Here is a 17,832-nt window from a genome sequence, read left to right as displayed (position 1 = left end):
GCGCCGCCCCCTGCCCTTCCCCCCCGCCTACGACGAGAGGTCGTCGCTGTCGGCCCGTTCCCGCGGCGGCCGGGTCTCCTCGGCGGGCGTCTGTTCCGCGGGCGTGGGTCGTTCGTCCCGCCCGGCCCTGGCGGACCTTGCGGCCCTGGCGGACCTTGCGGCCCTGGCGGACCTCGTGAGCCTCGCGGGCCTTGCGGACCTCGTGAGCCTTGCGGACCTCGCGGCCCTTGCCGCCCTTGCGGGCAGGACCCATGCGAGGGCGGCGGCGAACAGGCAGAAGCCGACGGAGATCCACAGCACCATGGTGTAACCGCCCGCCGTCGGCCGCCCGTTGCCGTCGTCATGAGCGGCCAGGACGGTGGCGGCGAGCGCGCTGCCCAGGGAGAAGCCGGTGAAGCGGACCACCTGGTAGAAGCCCAGGGCGCTGCCTGTCTCCCGGGCGGGGATCGCCTGCACGATCAGACCCGGAATCGCGGCGAAGGTGGTGCCCAGGCCCACGCCCAGGACGCCCGTCATGACGAAGGCCTGCCACAGGGCGTCATGGAAGACGGCGAAGAACGCGCAGCCCAGCGCGGATACGAGGCAGCCCAGCGTCAGTACCGCCCGGATTCCCAGGCGGGTCACCAAGGCCGGCAGGGCGCGGGAAGCGCTCAGCATGAAGAAGGACAGGGGTATGAGGACGAGCCCGGCCACGACGGCCGACGCGGAGAACCCGAACCCGCCCGCGCGCGGGGACTGCACGAACTCCGTCACCCCGGACAGCACGATGTACATCGCGATGCCGAGCACCAAGGCGCAGGCGTCGGCGGACAGTACGGAGGGGTGGCGCAGCAGACGCAGTTGAACCAGCGGGTGATCGGCGCGCAGTTGCTGTACGGCCCAGACCGTGAAGAGCGCCGCTCCGGCGGCCAGCAGGCCGATGATCGTCAGCGAACCCCAGCCCCACTGCGTCCCCTCCGCCACGGCCACCAGGGTGGTGACCAGCGCCAATGCGAGCAGTACGGCACCGAGGCGATCGAGCCGGGCGGGGCGGTCGGACGGCGTGGGGCCGTCGGACGGCGTGGGGCCGTCGAGTTGGGCGGGGGCACCACGCGCCGCGCCGTCGCCGCGCGCCGTGCTGTCGCCGCGCGCCGTGCTGTCGCCGCGCGCCGTGCTGTCGCCGCGCGCCGTGCTGTCGCCGCGCGCCGTGCTGTCGCCGCGCGCCGTGCCGTCGCCGCGCGCCGCGCCGCTCGACGGTACGACGGCGGCGACGCAGACCAGCGCGAGGCCGGAGACGAACGCGCCGAACCAGTACGCACCCGCCAGCCCCCACGCGTCGGCGAGCAGCCCGCTGATCGGATAGCCGGCGCCGAGGCCGGCCCCCGCCGACACCGACAACAGGGCGATCATCGGCGCGACCTTGGCCTGAGGCAGTACGTCCCGGGCGGTGGCCATCGCCAGCGGTGCCAGTCCGAGCCCGACGCCTTGGAGCGCGCGGCCGAGGAGCAGCAGCCCCAAATCGCCTGCCAGTGCGGCTATGACACCGCCCGCCGTGACCACGGCCAGGCCGCCGAGCAAGGTCGTTCGCCGTCGCGGGCCGTCGCCGAGCCGGCCCAGGACGGGGGAGCTGGCCGCGCCGACCAGCAGCGCCACGGTCAGCGACCACTGCGCCGTGCTCAGCGACGTATGCAAGTCGCGGGCCACGGTGGGGATCAGCGGAGCGCCGAAGGAACTGATGATGCTGGAGACGAGCGTGGCCAGCACGAGCACCGGCCCGACCAGCGCCCCACGGCGCCACCTCCATGTGCCGATCGTTCGCTCTCCGTCGAGCATGAGTCCCATGGGCCCCCCAGGGTTGATGCGTGTGATTCGCACGCATCAACCCTACGCTCACTCCGTGCGATCCGCACGTATTATTGGTGGATGGCGAATACGGATCTGTCGCGGGACCTCGCGCAAGTGCTGGGGGAACTGCTGCTACGGCGCAACCGGAGCGCGCTCTACAACGCGGCCCTCGAATCGGCGCCGCCGGGCCTCGACCGCCAGACCTACCCGGTGCTCAGCGGGCTGGCCCGGCTCGGGCCGCAATCGGCGGCCCGGCTCGCCGACGAGGTCGGCATCGACCGCTCCGGCGCGAGCCGCTACGCCGACCGGCTCGAAGCCGCGGGCCTGCTCGAACGCAGCCCCGACCCCCGCGACCGCCGGGCCACCCTGCTCGTCCTGACGCCCGAGGGACACGCCGCGGTCACCGGGCTCCGCGACGCGCTGGCCCGGCACCTCGCGGGCCGGATCGCGGACTGGCCCGACGGGCAGGCGCAGGCGCTGGTCGACGGCATCCGCCTGCTCATCGACGCGCCCGCGGACTGAACCCCCGCTCGTACGCGGCCGTCGTCCATACGCGGCCCGTCCCCCGTACGCGACCTGTTGCCCGTACGCGGCCCAACGCCCGTACACGAACAACCCCCCGTACGCGGCCCAAGGCCCGTACACGAACAACCGCCCGTACGCGGTCCAACGCCCCGCACACGAACGACCGCCCGTATACGACCCCGGCCCGCCGTGGGCTGCCCCCCGCCGTCAGGCGTGCGTCACCAGCGGTGGGCCGTGAAGTCGACGGGGCGGGGGCGGAGGGACTGGGCGCGGGCCGCCAAGGCGTGCATGCGGCGGGACATCTCGTCGGCGGGGAGGCGGCGGCGGTCGCCGTGGCCGGGGAGGACCCATTCGAAGCGGAGGCGGTCGACCGTACGGGCGAGGGAGGCGGCCAGGACCTCGATGGAGTACCAGGTGATGTTCTCGGCGACCTCGATGTCGCCCGTGGTGCGGGACCAGTACAGGCTGTCGCCGCTGAAGCAGTACCGCTCGTCGGCGATGTAGAGGACGCTGCCCTCGGTGTGACCGGGGAGCGGGTGGGCGATGACGCCCTCGGCGACCTCGGTCGGGTCCAGGCCGCGGAGGATGTGGTCGGCGTCCGGGGCGGCGTCGAGGTCGTCCTCGTGGATCCACAGCCGCGCGCCGTAGTGGTCGGCGTAGCGGCGGCCGTGGGCGACGTGGTCGCGGTGGGTGAGGAGCACGTCGGTCACGGGGCCCAGCCGCGCGTAACGGTCGGCCAGCGACGCGTTCCAGCGCGGCGTGTCGATCATCAGCACCGAGCCGGAGGGGCGGCGCAGCAGGTAGGCGTTGGCGGCGGCCGTCTGCGTGGAGTTGTGGCCGCAGAAGTAGAGGTCGTCGTCCAGTTCCATCGGGTACGGGTCCAGCGCCGGGTCCAGCCGCAGCGACGGGTGGCGGACGGAGCGGGTGTGGCACGCGTAGGCGGCGGCGTGCAGTTGCGCCAACTCTCTCTCGTCGCGGGGCTGGTGGTGGAGCTGGGAGCGGCCGTCGGCCTCGACGAACAGGCCGGGGGCGACCTGCCGTACGACATCGCAGTTCGTGCAGCGGTCGTCCACGTACCAGCCGTCGGCGGCGGGGGCATCGGTCGAGCCGGCCGCGGCGGGGGCATCGGCCGAGCCGGCGGCCGGCTCGGCGGACGAGACGGCTGTCGGGTCGGCGGACGGGGCCGTCGTCGGGTCGGTCGTCGGGGCGGTCATCGGGTCGGCGGTAGTCGGTTCGGTCATCCGGTCAGTGGTCATGAAGCGGCTTCCTCCAAGGTGCGTCACCACCAGCGTTTCCCGGGCCGCCCCGAAAGAGGTAGGGGGCCAGGGCCTTGCCGTTCGCGCCGAGTGCCCCTCTCACGAACGTACTCACTTGACATGAACCATTGTTTAAGTTCGACCCTTTCCTCATGGACACGAACTCGGACACGAACTCGGACACGAACTCGGACACGGACACGAACTCGGACACGGACACGGACACGGACACGGACACGGACAGAAACACCCTGAACCCGGACGCGACCGGCGCGTTGCGCGACCTCCTCGACCTCCTCGACCGCTCCGAGGTCAGCGCCCTCATCACCCGCTACTTCGCCGACATCGACGAGCGGCGGTTCACCGACGCGTGGGTGCGGTCGATCTTCACCGATGACGTACGGCTGGAATTCCCGATCGGCTCCCACACCGGCGCGGCCGGGCTGGCCGAGGCGAGCGCGGAAGGCGTCGCCCCGTTCGTACGGACCCTGCACCGGACCAGCGATCACGTGGTCGAGGTGATCGAACCCGGCGGGGACCGGGCCGCCTTCCGGGCCAACCTCGTCGCCGACCACATCCACCTCCCCGAAGTCCTCGCCGCCCGCGGGCCCGACGCGAACCCGCGGTTCACCATTGGCACTTACGTCGAGGGGGAGGCCGTACGGACGGATCAGGGCTGGCGCATCGGGAGGCTCGAAATGGTCCTCGTCTGGACGGAGGGCCGGCCCCCGGCGGGGCGCGAAGAGGCGGCTGCCGGCCGTCCCCGCGAGGAGGAGGCGGCGGGCCGGACCGTTGCCAGGTGACTACTGACTGGGGAGCTTCTTGACCGTCTCCGCGTACTCGTTCCAGATATCCCGGGACGAGTCGAAATCAATCCGCTGAACGAGGCTCCCCACCTCCGCCAAGCTCGCTTTGTCCAGTTCCTCGGCCGCCGTCTTGTAGTCGTTCGCGAAGCTGTTCAGCGAGCCGATGAGCTTGGCCAGGGCATTGGCGCCGTCCGTCGCGTGGCCGACGATGTTGGAGGTACTGAGCGACTGCTGCTGGAGGACCTGTTTGATCGCCATGCGGACTTCGGAGGCGTAGCTGAGCAGCTCATTGCGTCCGCAGGCGGCCTCCGGCTTCTGGGCGAGCAGTTCGTGTTCCCTCGCGACCCTCTCCCCCTCGCTCTTGAAGTCCTGATTGAGTTTGGCGATGCGGTCCGCGAACTCCTGGTTCTTGCCGATCCTTCCGGCGAAATCCTGTTTCGCCTGGGTCCACTCCTCCGGCGGCATGAGGAGGTAGTGAAGGGCGTGGAACTGACTGGTGAGCTGATCGCGGGTCTGTTGGTCGAGCGTCCCCTTCTTGACCTTCTCGACCGTGGCCGCGAGCGCTTCCGCGGCGGTTTGGTAGCGGGCGGTGACAGGGGGTACGGCGTCCACCGCGGTCTTGATGACCGTCTGGATGCTTTCGACGTTGGACGAGTCCAGGTCGATCACCTGGCTGAGCAGGTTGTTCAACGCCGACAACTGGCCTTGGAAGCCGAAACTGGGGTGGTGATCGAAGTCCGAACCATTCGCGTTCTTGCAATGGATGATGCGTTTGACGTCGGAATGGGCGTGGATTCCCAGCAGAGTGTCTTTGATCTCCTTGTACTGGAACCTGTACGCGCCGACGTCCGTAATCGCTTTTTTCGCCGTGTCGAGGTTCCAGGCGTACGGGGTGGTGGTCTCCGGTGGCATCTCGTGTCCTTAGGGGGCGAGGCGAGGCGGAGTGAAGCGGAGGGGCGGGGCGGGGGCCACCGAGGCCGATCGGGTCGGCCTCGGTGGGGCGGGGACGCGCGGCCTTCCCCCTAGGCCGGAAGGGGCTCGCCGAATTCCGTACGGGAGGGCGAGACCAGGGAGTTGCCCGTGAACCACTCCGTGGCCTTGGCCACCTCTTTCCACTCATCCAGCGCCTGCTGAAGGCCGAGCTTCTGAGCGATCTCGTTCTTGTTGCCGAGTGCGTTGTCGTCCAGGTTGGCGATCTGGGCGATCGAATTGCTCGTGTTCTGCCACTTCCCGAGGATGAGGTCGAGGTGCGTCTGGAAGTTTTCGGTGTACTTGGTGAGCGGTGTCACCTGGGTGCGCAGTCCGTCGAGGTCGGTGACGAGCGCGACCTTCTTGAACTGCTCGTCCTTCATCTGCTTGACCTTGTTGAGAAGCGCGTTGTATTTCTTCCGGAGGATTGCGGCGTAGATGCCCAGCCCGATCGCGGTGAGCACGCCGATGAGCCCGCCCGCGATGGAGCTGCACGCCGCGATGGTGAACTTCTTCCACTTGGCGTAGGTGGCGTCGGCCTCGTCCTGGAACTCCTGGGCCTCCTTCTTGCACTCGTCCCGGGCGGTGACCGCGTGGCTGTAGATCTTCCCCTCCTTGGCGACGAAGAGCTTGAGCTTGTCGTTCTCGGCACGGAAGTCCCCGGAGAACGACGCGAGGTTCTGCATGATGGCCTTGAGGTCCGCCACCAGCTTGTCGATGAGGTTCTTGAGGCCGTTCTGCGGGCCGACCAGCAGGTCGCGTACGTTCTCCGCGTTCTTCTTGATCGCGCTCTGGCCGTCGTCCATGTCCTTCTGGAGGTTGCCGCAGAAGAACTCGAACTTCCTGGCCGTGTTGTGGACCTGGTAGGCCATCCAGATGTTCTGCCCGTACACCTCGCTGGGCGCGGTGGCGCTCGTGAGGTAATTACCGTCCGTTTTGATCTTGTCCAGGATGGTCACCGGGTCGCCGAACCGCGTCGACAGCTTCTGAATCGCGGTCACGGACCCGATGAAGTCCTTGATGGCCTTCTCGTCGGCAGCCTCGATCTTGCCGTAGTTCTTGGTGAAGTCGCCCGTCGTCGCGATCTTCATCTTCAGGATCGAGGTGACGAACATCTGGATGTGCAGCCACTCCTCCCCGAACATGGCATAGGTGAAATCCGGTTGCTTGGAGTCCTGCTTGTCGGTGGCCTTGAGGAGGAGTTCTTTGCTCGGGGGCAGCAGCGTCGGGGTGGCCATGTGATGTCTCCGTTCGAGGGGTGGGTGGGACCGGGGAAGGGGTAGAGAGAGGCGGTTGGCCTACTTGCTGCTGAGGGGAAGCCCCCACGGCGCGAAGGTAGGGGCGACGAGGGCGTATTCGGTGAATTCCTTGGCGGCGGCCGCGAATTTGTCCCACTCCTTGGCGCCCGCCGCGAGGTCGAGCGCGTCGTCCAGCCGCGCGGGGTCGCCCAGGACGTCGTCCGCGAGCGCGGCGGCGCTGTGGAGGGCGGTCGACACCTTGTTCCAGGCGTCGGACATGTCGGCGGCGCGCTGGCGCAGCCCGGCCAGCGACCCGGGCAGGGACTTCGCCTGCCGCTCGAAGCCGGCCAGGTCCGCCGCCAGGCACGCCTTGTAGCCCACTTCGTCGTCCGCCTTGCCCAGGGCGTCCTGCAACGACGTGTACGTCGTGCGCGCGACCACCGCCTTGTCCGTGGGGGCCTGCCCGTCGAGCTTGGCGGCCCCCACGGGGACTCCGCAGTTCACGACGCATACGTCGAGGGGCTGGGCGGGCTGGGCGCCGCGGTAGCCGAGCCATTCCGTCCACGCGGCCTCCGCCGCGCCGTCGAAGGCCGCGGCCTGGTTCTCGCACTCCTTGCGCGCCGCCTTCGCGCTCGCGTACGTCTTGGAGTCCGTCCCCATGGAGTCCGCGAGCGGCTTCTGGGCCACTTCGAAGGTCATGACCATCTGCTCGGCCGTGAGCGCCAGCTTGGTGAAGTCGTCCTTCCGCTCGGCGCTCATCGACGCGAGACCGCCGGAACCCGTGAACACGTCCCGGACGAGGGCGGCGTTCTTCTTGATCTCCTCGGGCTGCTTGGCGAGCGTCTCCCGCAGGGTCTTGGCCCCGGCGACGAACATGCCCGCGGTGGACTGCGCCCGGTAGGCCGCCCACAGCGCCTGGGCGTAGAACTCGCCGGGCGGGCTCTTCTTCTGGAGGTATTCGCCGTCCTGAGCGATTTTCTTCGTCAGCGCGGCGGGGTCGCCGTAGCCTTCGAGGAATTTCCTCGCGTCCTTGACCGCCGCCATGATCTTCTTGTGCTCCGCGGCGTCCGTGATCTTCCCGTAGGCGTCCTTGAAGGCCGCGTCGTCCTGGGGGAACCTGCGGAGCCCGCCGACGTACACGGGAACCCGCAGCCACGCTTCGCCCGCCATGCCGTACGAACCCGAGTCCGCGGAAAGAAGTGCTTTTGGTGGGCCGTAATGAGTATCTGACATAATGCTCTCTGATTCGATTTCGATTCGATTCGCTCATCGAAGGATGATTCACCTGCCTGCGCGGGCGGGTGAAGGCGACCTTCCGGCCTTCCGGCCTTCCGGTCGGCCGCCGTGGCCAGGTTTTCCGGGTAATTCGGAAGGTAAACGTCGCCCATTGAGTGAATGCCGACCGGCTCAATTCGAGGCGGGATAGTGATATGGGCGCCTCGCATTTTCCGTGATGAATCGTTTCGGAGGCGGCGCGGGAGGAGCGAGACGCCCGGGGGTGCGGAGGGCGCGAAGAGGGCGGGCGGGGGCGGGCGGGGGCGCGCCGACCCTCCGTCCGGATAGTGGACAGGGTCTCCTTTACGCATACCTGATGTATCTATGCTGTGCGCATGTCACCCGCCCCGGCCCCCGCGCCAGCTCACACCCCCGCGTCCCCCACAGCCCTCACGCCCCCCACAGCCACCGCGCCTCCCACGCCTTCCTCCTCGGCCCCCAAGCCGCCCCCCGCCGCCGAGCGCGTCTACGCGCATGTGAAGGAGGCCGTACTCGACCGCCGTTACGAGGGCGGCACGCTGCTCACCGAGGGCGACCTCGCCGAGGCCGTCGGGGTGTCGCGGACGCCCGTACGCGAAGCGCTGCTGCGTCTGGAGGTCGAGGGGCTGCTCAAGCTCTACCCGAAGAAGGGCGCGCTGGTCCTGGCCGTATCGGCGCAGGAGATCTCGGACGTGGTGGAGACGCGGCTGCTCGTCGAGAAGTTCGCGGTGGCCAAGGCCGTGCCCGCGCCCGCCGGACTCATCGAACGGCTCGCGGAGCTGCTGGCCGACATGCGGGAGCAGACCGAGGCCGGGGACCTGGCGGCGCTCTCCGTCAGCGACCGGGCCTTCCACGCCGAGATCGTGCGCAGCGCGGGCAACCAGATCCTCTCGCGCCTCTACGACCAGTTGCGGGACCGGCAGTTGCGGATGGGCGTCGCCCTGATGCACGCCCACCCGGACCGGGTCGCGAAGAACATCACCGAGCACACGGAGATCCTCGACGCGCTGCGCGCCGGGGACGAGGCGGCGGCCACCGAGGCCGTGCACCGGCACGTGAGCTGGGTGCGGAACCTGGCGCAGGGGGACGTGCGATGAGCGGCGCGAGCGCGAGTACCGGCGCCGGCGGCGGTTCCATAGGGCTGCCCGGTGACCCGCCGGGAGGCCGGCGGGCACTGGGCGTCTGGGGGCTGGGCGTCGGCGTCTACTTCGTGGCGATCATCTTCCGTACGAGCCTGGGCGTCGCGGGCATCGACGCCGCCGAGCGGTTCCACATCAACGCGTCCGCCCTCTCCACCTTCTCGATCCTGCAACTCCTGGTCTACGCGGGCATGCAGATACCCGTGGGGCTGATGGTCGACCGGCTCGGCACCAAGAAGGTCCTCGCCATGGGCGTGGTGCTCTTCACGGTCGGGCAGTTCGGGTTCGCGTTCTCGCACTCGTACGCGATGGCGCTGGCCTCCCGCGCCCTGCTCGGCTCCGGCGACGCGATGACCTTCATCAGCGTGCTGCGGCTCGGCTCCCGCTGGTTCCCGGCCCGCCGCGGCCCGATGATCGCGCAGGTCGCCGCGCTCTTCGGGATGGCCGGCAACCTCGTCTCCACGATGCTGCTGGCCCGGCTGCTGCACAGCGCCGGCTGGGAGCGTACGTTCGCGGGCAGCGCGCTGGCGGGCGTAGCCGTCCTCGCTCTGCTGCTGATCTTCCTCAAGGACCACCCCGAGGGGTACGAGCCCGCGCCCCACCCCCACGTCGGCAAGGGCTTCGTACGCCGCCAGATCGCGCTGGCCTGGCGGGAGCCGGGCACCCGGATCGGGATGTGGGTGCACTTCACGACGCAGTTCCCGGCGATGGTCTTCCTGCTGCTGTGGGGGATGCCGTTCCTGGTCGAGTCGCAGGGGCTCGCGCGCGGCACGGCGGGCGAGCTGCTGACGCTGGTCGTGCTCTCCAACATGGCCATCGGCCTCGTCTACGGGCAGGTCATCGGCCGCCACCACGGCGCCCGGCTGCCGATCGCCTTCGGCACGATCGCGGCCACCGCCACCCTCTGGGCCCTGACGATCTTCTGGCCCGGCGCCGACCGCGCCCCGATGTGGCTGCTCGTCGTGTTGTGCGTCGTGCTCGGCGCGTGCGGCCCTGCCTCGATGATCGGCTTCGACTTCGCCCGCCCCGCCAATCCGCCGGAGCGGCAGGGGACGGCCTCCGGCATCGTGAACATGGGCGGCTTCATCGCGACGATGACGACGCTGCTCGCGGTGGGCGTGCTGCTGGACGCCACCGGCAACAGCTACCGGACGGCGTTCGCGTCCGTCTTCGTCCTGGAAGCCCTCGGCCTCTCCCAGATCCTCCGGCTACGGGCCCGGGCACACCGCCGCGAGCGGGAGCGGGTACTGGCGTCGAGGGTGGAGACGGTGCACGTACCGGCGTAGGGGGGTGGGGGCGTAGGGCATACGGGCGTAGGGGCGTACGGCCGTACTCGCGCCCGTACTGTCGCGCCCAGGTGCACCCGCGCGCGTACCGGCGTACTGGTGTCCGTACCGGCGCGCCCGCGCGCGTACCGGCGCACCGAACAGAGGCAGGACTCGCCTACGGGGGTGACGGCTATGGCGTGACGGCGAACTCCCGCAGGATGGCCTCCGCGAGCGGCCGGTCGCCCTCGATCTTGAGCTGGTCGCGGACCGCGTCGGGCCGGACCCGGCCGCAGGCCAGCCGCAGATAGGTCTCCCAGTCGAGGACCAGCGTGACGGTGGGCCCGAGGGAGACGCTGCCGTCGATGGTGCCCTTGCCCTCGGCGTCGACCCGGACGGTCCGCATGAACTCCAGCGGGCCGTGCACATCGAAGACGACGGCGGAGCCGGGCGGGGCGCCCGCGTCGTTCGCGACGACCTTGGGGAGGGCGCGGAGCAGGAAATCGCGGGTGAGCTGGGCGCCCGCGGAGTCGAGGTTGCCCGGTGCGCCGAGGGCGCGGCGGAGGTCCTGTTCGTGCACCCAGACGTCGAAGGCGCGGACCTTCAGGGCCCGTTCGAGGGTCTGCTCGGTGGAGCTGCCGAGCGGCCACCGGATGGGGGTCTGCGGGTCGCGGGTCTCGTTGCGCAACTGCCGCGCACGCCGGATGAGGGTGTACTCCAGCTCGGCGGTCATCTCCGGTGAGGTGTGGCAGCGCCGCACGTCGACCTGGACCTCGATATAGCGGGAGAACTCGTCGGTGACGTGGTAGAGATCGCGCGGCAGGGTGTGGATGGGGCGCGGGTCGCCGAGCATCTCGCACTCGATGCCGATGATGTGCGACACGATGTCGCGCACGGACCAGCCGGGGCACTCGGTGGCCCGGTTCCAGTCGCTCTCGACGAGCGGCGTCACCAACTCCGATATCGCTTCGATGGAATGGGTCCAGGCGTCGATGGAGGTCTGAAGGCTTGGGTGGACGGTCACGGAACCCCTCGGGCGGTTCGTACGCGGTCTGGGTGCTGTTGTGCAGTTAAGTTACGCTGCGCGGGAGCACCCCGGCAGTGCTTTCGTCTCTGATCGTAGGCCCGGATCGACGGCTCGAATTATTAGGCGGTGGTAGTGTGCGCGCCTCTCTCATCCAGATCGAGGTAGACCCGGATGAATCGGTTGAATCCCGCCGGGTGCGCGCCGGTTCGCTCGTACGGGAGCAGCGCGGCAGCGACCTGGTGGTGCTCCCCGAACTGTGGCCGGTGGGCGCCTTCGCCTTCGAGTCGTTCGGTACGGAGGCCGAGCCGCTGGAGGGGCCGACGTTCGAGGCCATGTCGGCGGCGGCGCTGGACGCCGGGGTCTGGCTGCACGCCGGGTCCATCGTCGAGCGGGACCCCGACGGGCCGCTCTACAACACCTCCCTGATCTTCTCCCCGGACGGCGAACTCGCCCGTACGTACCGCAAGATCCACCGCTTCGGCTTCGACAAGGGCGAGGCCGTGCTGATGAGCGCGGGCGACGAACTCGTCACCCTCACCCTCCCCGAGACCAAGGTCGGCGTCGCCACCTGCTACGACCTGCGCTTCCCGGAACTCTTCCGGGCCCTGGTCGACGCCGGCGCCCAGACCCTCGTCATCCCCGCCGGCTGGCCCGCCCGCCGCCGCGCCCACTGGTCCCTCCTCGCCCGCGCCCGCGCCGTCGAGAACCAGACCTACGTCCTCGCCTGCGGCACCGCCGGCACCCACGCCGGCGTCGAACAGGCCGGTTACAGCGTCGTCGTCGACCCCTGGGGCGAGGTGCTCGCCGAGGCGGGCGCGGCCGAAGAGGTCCTGACCGTCGACCTGGACATGGCCCGCGTCGCGAAGACCCGCGAGGAGTTCCCGGCCCTCAAGGACCGAGTCCTGGGCCGCTGAGCGGCCGGGGCCGACTTCCGGCCCCGGTCGCCCCGGCCGCCCGCGGCCGGCATGTCGTCCAGCGCGCGGCAGGACACACCGGACGACACGAGGGCGGTCACGGCGGCGGGCCCGTCGGCCGGTGCCGCCAGGGCCGGCCGTCAGCGGTAGCCGCCGCTCATCTCGGTGTCGACCGGGCTGGCCTGGCGGACCCGGACCATGCGTCCGTCGAGGTAGACGTAGATCCCGCCGGTCTCCTCCTCGATGTAGTAAGGCTGCCCGTTCGGATCGATCCGGAGCTCGAACCCTTCGAACTCGGGGTGCCTGGGCTGCCGCCCCGCCCCCATCGCGCTGCTCTCGCCACGCTCCGGGCGGGAGGAGACCGACTGGCGCCGCCTGCTGTGGGTGGTGGACTGCCGACCGGACGGCGGTGCAGCGCGCCGCCGGGACGATCCGGCAGAGGAAGCCGCCGGAGCCATGCCCCCCATGGCGGTGTCACCGGCCGACTCGCTCTGTTCGAGCAGCGACTTGCCCTTCCGCGAGATGGCCTTCCGCAGATTGTCCCCGTTATCACCCGTGTAGAGGTAGCGGGACATCTGCGGCACGTCGTAACCGTCGCGACGGAGACGGGCGAGTGTCAGGAGGAGCTCGGACGGTGCCTTCGTGGGGTTGAGCGTGTGGGAAGCACGGTCGAGCCTGCCGCTCTCCTCATACCCGCGGAACCGTTCCCACTCCGCGACCCACGGGTCGCCGCGGAGGCCGGCAAGGGTCTCGTCGATGGCTCGCCTGCCCCTGTCGTCCAGTTGGCCTCCCTTGGTGAACTGTTTCGAGGGGTCGCCCCTGTGCCTGTCCCTCTCCCTCGGCTGGCTCGGCAGTTTGTTGGAGCGTGACGGCATGTGCTCCCAGTGCCCCTCATTGGCGTACTTGGTGAGGTATGTGCCGAGCCGCTTCTCGTGCAGGCCGATGGCAGCGCCCAGAATCGACAGGGTGATCCGTCGCTTCCTGCTGTAGTGGTAGGCGAGTTCCAGGGCGCGCTGACGGCTCTCGTTGGTGGGGGGATGCGCCGCCGACCCGTTCCAGAGCTCGTGCAGTTCCGCTGCCTGGTTTTCGGTCAGCTCATCCAGGCGGCGCCCTACGGGGTGGGACTGCGACCCTCGGCCGATTCCCAGATGGGCCGTCTCCAGCTCGTACGCCTGCCCCATCTTCCGGCGCGGATTCCGGACGTACTCGTCTCCCTCGAACTCGGCGTCGCTGGCGGGCGGCGTCACATCGGCCTGCCGTGACGCATACCGCCCGGGGACCCTGATGGTGGGGCCGCCACGCCGGAACTCGGACCCTGCGGGCGCCGCTTCGTGCCGCAGCGCCGGGGTGCTCGTGACGTCTTCCCGGACCATCTGCCGGATGTATTCCAGATAATGCGCGTCCATGATGTGCCGGTGGTGCTCGGCCAGGTTGTTCACCGAGGTCTGGAAATAATGCCCATAGTTCTCGTCGAAACTGAGCCCGCGGAATCCCATGCGCTCCTGGTAGTACTTCAGCGCGGCGGCGCACCCCATGCACGGACGGTATTTGCCCATGATGGCCAGGGGGCCGGAGACATCCTGGTGCGGGCTGATGCCGGCGTAGCCGAGAGCGAGCAGAAGCTTCTGCTCCGCGTGCACCGACTTCTCGCGCGTCTTCCTTCCGGTCTGCTTGTTCTTTCTGGGATCCAGCGCCCCGAAGCGCAGCAGGATGACCCGCCCCGCGAAATCCTTCGACGTGAGCATCTCGCGCAGGTCGCCGTCCTCGACGTTCGCGACGATGACCGGTGCCTTGAGCTTCCTGCGCAGGGCCATCGCGGTGGCGTCGTACCCCCGGCCCTGCTCGCCGGCGCCGCGCTGTTTCATGGCGATCGCTCTGTTCTTCCTGCGGTAACTCTCCAGCTTGTCCCGCAGGTTCTCCGCCTCATGGGGGCGCAGGTTCTGCGTGCGCCCCGCGTCGCTCTGCTGGATCGTCAGCAGTTCCTGCAGGGTGGGGCCTTCACCGAATTCCTGTTCGCCCTCATCCACGAGAGTGTCGATCGACGAGTTGAAGTTGGTGGCGAACACCAGCCGGTCGTTGATCAGCATGCCCTGGACCTCGCGGTTGTCGCTGTCCTCCGCGGCCTGGTCCGGCTCGGCTGCGCGGGCCCGTTCCTGGGCCCCTTTCATGCTGTCGAACAGCAGGGTGCTGGTCTCCGACAGGGTCTGCTCAGCCTCCTGCCCCGCCATGTCGCGCGGGAAGCGCATCCAGAACTGTTCGTGGGCCCTGCCCTGGCGCAGGGCGCCGTAATTCAGCATCGGAGGGGCGTTGACCAGGGCGGAGATCTGCCCCGTGACCTGCGCGGGGGTCATCTGCTGCGGGGCCGGTGCCGGCGCGTATCCGCCGGAGCCTTGGCCGCCATGGCCCCCGTGATACATGCGCTGCACGGGGAACGAGCCCTGGGCGGAACCCGCGGCGAGCATGTGGCCGACGGCCGTATTGCCGGCCGAACCCTGCAGAGCCTGCACGTAGGCCGCGTTCAGCCCCCCGGTGGGAGACGGAGTTCTGCCGGGCCGGGCGCTCTGGTCGGTCCTGCGGCCGGGCCCGCTGTGCCCGCCGTGTACGCTCGAATCAACCTGCCGCCGCCACATGAGTTGGCCCTCCTCGCCGACAACAGCCGCGTCGGAATGAAACAGCCACTCCATCGCGGTCGCGGTGCGGCGGGCAGGTGTACTGGGGCAGAGTCCGGGGCAGAAAGCGTTGCCCCAGAGGCCGAAGGCGAAGGGTCAGGGGCACCGGGCGCCCTCCGGCACCGGGCGGCCGCCGCCCCCTCCGGGTGTGCGTCAGCGCCGGCCGCCGGGAGCCCCCGCGCCCGCGTCAGTGCCTGTGCCCGTGCTCCTCGTGCGCCCCATGGGCCCCATGCTCGTCGTGCTCGTGTTCGTGTTCGGCCAGGCGGTCCACGCAGACGGCTACGGCGATGAGGAGGGCGGGGTCGGCGTCTTCGCGTACGACGTTCACGGCGTAGGTCTCGCGGAGGCGGAACCACTTCCGGGAGATGTGGGCGAGGAGTTCGCCGTCGTACTCGATGCCGTACTCCTTGTCGAGGACGTCGCCCGAGACATCCAGCTCGGTGCCGTCGGAGAGCTCGACGCGGTAGTGGTCGCGCAGGGGCGAGAAACGCTTCTTCTTGACGGTGGCGAGCGTCCGGCCGTCGCGGTCGATCTCCATGGTGTCGCGGAAGGCGAACATCTTCTTGTGGATCACGGCCAGCACCGGGCCGTGCGCCGCCTTCAGCTCGAAGGTCTCGCGCAGCCGCAGCGCCTTGCCGTCCACGAGGAAGGCCTTCTCGCCGTGCTCGTCGGTGATCCAGTAGTCGTCGCCGATGGCGAGCATGCGTTCACGCACCTGGTATTTCATGGCGGACACGTTCCCCCGGCGGCCGCAGGAATGCGCGCGGGGGCCGGTGATGTTGGATGGGAACATGGCTTCACACGCACGCGTCCGCGCCCCCGAACTCACCGGCAAGGGCGGCTGGCTCAACACCGGCGGCACCCCGCTCACCCTCGCTGACCTGCGGGGACGCATTGTCCTATTGGATTTTTGGACATTTTGCTGCGTGAATTGCCTGCACGTCCTCGACGAGCTGCGGGAGCTGGAGGAGAAGCACCGCGACACCGTCGTGATCGTCGGCGTGCACTCCCCGAAGTTCGTGCACGAGGCGGAGCACCAGGCCGTCGTCGACGCCGTGGAGCGGTACGGGGTGCACCACCCGGTGCTCGACGACCCGGAGCTGGCGACCTGGAAGCAGTACGCCGTACGGGCCTGGCCCACGCTCGTCGTCATCGACCCCGAGGGCTACGTCGTCGCCCAGCACGCCGGCGAGGGCCACGCCCACGCCATCGAGAAGCTGGTCGAGGAGCTGGAGGCCACGCACGAGGAGCGCGGGACGCTGCGGCGCGGCGACGGCCCGTACGTACCGCCCGAGCCCGTCGCCACCGACCTCCGCTTCCCCGGCAAGGCGCTCGCCCTGCCCGGCGGGAACCTCCTGGTCTCCGACTCCACGCGGCACGCGCTCGTGGAGCTGGCCCCGGACGGCGAGACCGTCGTACGGCGCGTCGGCACGGGCGAGCGCGGCCTCGTCGACGGCGGCCCCGGGACGGCCCGGTTCAGCGAGCCCCAGGGACTGGCGCTGCTCCCGGACGGCCGGGTGATCGTCGCCGACACCGTCAACCACGCCCTGCGCGCGTACGACCCGGAAACCGGCCAGGTCACGACGGTCGCCGGCACCGGGCGGCAGTGGTGGCAGGGCTCCCCGACGAGCGGCGCCGCCCGCGAGGTGGACCTCTCGTCGCCGTGGGACGTGGCCTGGTTCGCGGACCGCGTGTGGATCGCCATGGCGGGCGTGCACCAGCTCTGGTCGTACGACCCGGCCACCGCGACCGTACGCGCCGAGGCCGGCACCACCAACGAGGGGCTGGTGGACGGGCCCGCCGCCGAGGCGTGGTTCGCGCAGCCGTCCGGGCTCGCGGCATCCGCCGACGGGGAGCGGCTGTGGGTCGCGGACTCCGAGACGAGCGCGGTGCGGTGGATCGAGCGGACGGGGGGCGAAGGGGCGGGCTCTGCGGGGGAGAGCTCCGGCCCCGGAGGCGGCGCCGACCAGGTTGGCAGGGGCGGCCCCGACGAACACCCCGCCGACTTCGTCGTCCGTACGGCCGTGGGCACCGGCCTCTTCGACTTCGGCCACCGCGACGGTCCCGCCGCCCAGGCCCTGCTCCAGCACCCGCTCGGCGTGACCGCCCTGCCCGACGGCTCGGTCGCCGTGTCGGACACGTACAACCACGCGCTGCGCCGCTACGACCCGGCGACGGGCGAGGTCAGCACGCTCGCCACCGACCTGCGGGAGCCCTCGGACGCGGTCCTCGCGGAGGACGGCTCCGGTGACATCGTCGTGGTCGAGTCCGCGCGGCACCGGCTGACGCGGCTGCGGCTGCCGGAGGAGGCGGTACGGGTGGAGTCCGTCGCCCACCGCACGCAGCGCGCGGCGACCGACGTGAGCGCGGGCAAGCTCACCGTGGACGTCGTCTTCCAGGCCCCGGCGGGCCAGAAGCTCGACACGCGCTACGGCCCCTCGTCCCGCCTCCTCATCAGCTCCACCCCGCCGGAACTCCTCGCGGAGGGCTCGGGGGCGGGCACGGACCTGCGCCGCGAGGTGCTGCTCGCCGAGGACGCGACCGAAGGCGTCCTGCACGTCTCCGCGATGGCCGCCTCCTGCGACGACGACCCCGCCAACGAGTACCCCGCCTGCCACGTCCACCAGCAGGACTGGGGTGTCCCCCTCCGCATCACCGCCGACGGCACGTCCAGACTCGCCCTGGTACTGGCGGGCCTGGACACCTGAACCACCGGAAACCCCCTCGTCCGTCGTCCAACGGGCCGAAGGGGCCGTACTGGAGGGGCCGCGCCTCGACGACACGGGGCAGGGCGAGAGATCAAGAGATGTACGAGTACTTCCAGCTCGCCGGGGCGCGGACGCTGCTGGGCCCCTTCCGGGAGATCCCGCCCGACCCTGCCCTGACCCCAGTGATCCGGGGCCTCTGGGACGCTCACATGGCGGGAGGGAGGAACCTTTACGAGGT

14 protein-coding genes are annotated in these 17,832 nt (G+C 70.1%); 6 read left to right on the top strand and 8 right to left on the bottom strand.

What is annotated here, in order from left to right; all coding sequences use genetic code 11:
* Positions 1-27 precede the first annotated feature (27 nt).
* The gene (locus tag IF55_RS40610) at positions 28-1,854 is read right to left on the bottom strand and encodes an MFS transporter (protein ID WP_245661217.1); all 1,827 of its coding nucleotides are present in this window, start codon (positions 1,852-1,854) and stop codon (positions 28-30) included.
* A 48-nt stretch (positions 1,855-1,902) separates the two neighbouring features.
* Here IF55_RS40610 and IF55_RS15765 point away from each other — a divergent pair, with 48 nt between their 5' ends.
* Positions 1,903-2,346 carry a MarR family winged helix-turn-helix transcriptional regulator gene (locus IF55_RS15765; protein ID WP_030887112.1) on the top strand — a complete coding sequence of 148 codons (444 nt, stop codon included), beginning with the start codon at positions 1,903-1,905 and terminating at the stop codon, positions 2,344-2,346.
* 221 nt (positions 2,347-2,567) lie between these two features.
* On the opposite strand, the gene IF55_RS15760 is transcribed toward IF55_RS15765, so the two are convergent.
* Positions 2,568-3,605: an MBL fold metallo-hydrolase gene (locus IF55_RS15760; protein WP_245661216.1), complete on the bottom strand. Its 1,038-nt coding sequence runs from the start codon at positions 3,603-3,605 to the stop codon at positions 2,568-2,570.
* 152 nt (positions 3,606-3,757) lie between these two features.
* Between IF55_RS15760 and IF55_RS15755 the strand changes: the two genes are divergently transcribed.
* Positions 3,758-4,408, top strand: coding sequence for a nuclear transport factor 2 family protein (locus IF55_RS15755; protein ID WP_048832023.1), 651 nt, complete (start codon positions 3,758-3,760; stop codon positions 4,406-4,408).
* Here the strand turns inward: IF55_RS15755 and IF55_RS15750 are convergent, their stop codons facing one another.
* From IF55_RS15750 to IF55_RS15740, 3 genes are all read right to left on the bottom strand, one after another.
* Positions 4,409-5,323 carry a hypothetical protein gene (locus tag IF55_RS15750; RefSeq protein ID WP_037966198.1) on the bottom strand — a complete coding sequence of 305 codons (915 nt, stop codon included), beginning with the start codon at positions 5,321-5,323 and terminating at the stop codon, positions 4,409-4,411. It lies immediately after the preceding gene.
* 110 nt (positions 5,324-5,433) lie between these two features.
* A complete protein-coding gene (locus IF55_RS15745) occupies positions 5,434-6,618 on the bottom strand; it encodes a hypothetical protein (protein WP_030887099.1) in 1,185 nt (394 codons plus the stop codon).
* A 60-nt stretch (positions 6,619-6,678) separates the two neighbouring features.
* A complete protein-coding gene (locus IF55_RS15740; protein WP_030887096.1) occupies positions 6,679-7,788 on the bottom strand; it encodes a hypothetical protein in 1,110 nt (369 codons plus the stop codon).
* Between the two features lie 440 nt (positions 7,789-8,228).
* Here IF55_RS15740 and IF55_RS15735 point away from each other — a divergent pair, with 440 nt between their 5' ends.
* Together IF55_RS15735 and IF55_RS15730 are read left to right on the top strand one after the other, a co-directional pair.
* Positions 8,229-8,969, top strand: a complete 741-nt coding sequence (locus tag IF55_RS15735) for a GntR family transcriptional regulator (protein WP_078644469.1) — start codon at positions 8,229-8,231, stop codon at positions 8,967-8,969.
* Entirely contained in the window at positions 8,966-10,297 is a 1,332-nt protein-coding gene (locus IF55_RS15730; protein WP_048832022.1) for an MFS transporter, read from the top strand. Before IF55_RS15735 ends, IF55_RS15730 begins: the two co-directional genes overlap by 4 nt.
* Positions 10,298-10,469: 172 nt before the next feature.
* On the opposite strand, the gene IF55_RS15725 is transcribed toward IF55_RS15730, so the two are convergent.
* The gene (locus IF55_RS15725; protein WP_030887088.1) at positions 10,470-11,300 is read right to left on the bottom strand and encodes a maleylpyruvate isomerase family mycothiol-dependent enzyme; all 831 of its coding nucleotides are present in this window, start codon (positions 11,298-11,300) and stop codon (positions 10,470-10,472) included.
* Between the two features lie 137 nt (positions 11,301-11,437).
* On the opposite strand from IF55_RS15725, the gene IF55_RS15720 reads away from it, so the two are divergent.
* Positions 11,438-12,217 carry a carbon-nitrogen family hydrolase gene (locus IF55_RS15720; protein WP_030887083.1) on the top strand — a complete coding sequence of 260 codons (780 nt, stop codon included), beginning with the start codon at positions 11,438-11,440 and terminating at the stop codon, positions 12,215-12,217.
* A gap of 140 nt (positions 12,218-12,357) precedes the next feature.
* On the opposite strand, the gene IF55_RS15715 is transcribed toward IF55_RS15720, so the two are convergent.
* The gene (locus tag IF55_RS15715; protein ID WP_030887080.1) at positions 12,358-14,901 is read right to left on the bottom strand and encodes a hypothetical protein; all 2,544 of its coding nucleotides are present in this window, start codon (positions 14,899-14,901) and stop codon (positions 12,358-12,360) included.
* A 172-nt stretch (positions 14,902-15,073) separates the two neighbouring features.
* A complete protein-coding gene (locus IF55_RS15710) occupies positions 15,074-15,613 on the bottom strand; it encodes an LURP-one-related/scramblase family protein (protein WP_048832021.1) in 540 nt (179 codons plus the stop codon).
* Between the two features lie 64 nt (positions 15,614-15,677).
* Between IF55_RS15710 and IF55_RS15705 the strand changes: the two genes are divergently transcribed.
* Positions 15,678-17,594 carry an NHL domain-containing thioredoxin family protein gene (locus tag IF55_RS15705; protein ID WP_030887073.1) on the top strand — a complete coding sequence of 639 codons (1,917 nt, stop codon included), beginning with the start codon at positions 15,678-15,680 and terminating at the stop codon, positions 17,592-17,594.
* Positions 17,595-17,832: the final 238 nt, after the last annotated feature.

This window comes from Streptomyces varsoviensis, from assembly GCF_000718635.1.
GTDB classification, from domain to species: domain Bacteria; phylum Actinomycetota; class Actinomycetes; order Streptomycetales; family Streptomycetaceae; genus Streptomyces; species Streptomyces varsoviensis.
Note: the sequence above shows the minus strand (reverse complement) of the source record. Positions and strands in the feature narration are given on the sequence as shown.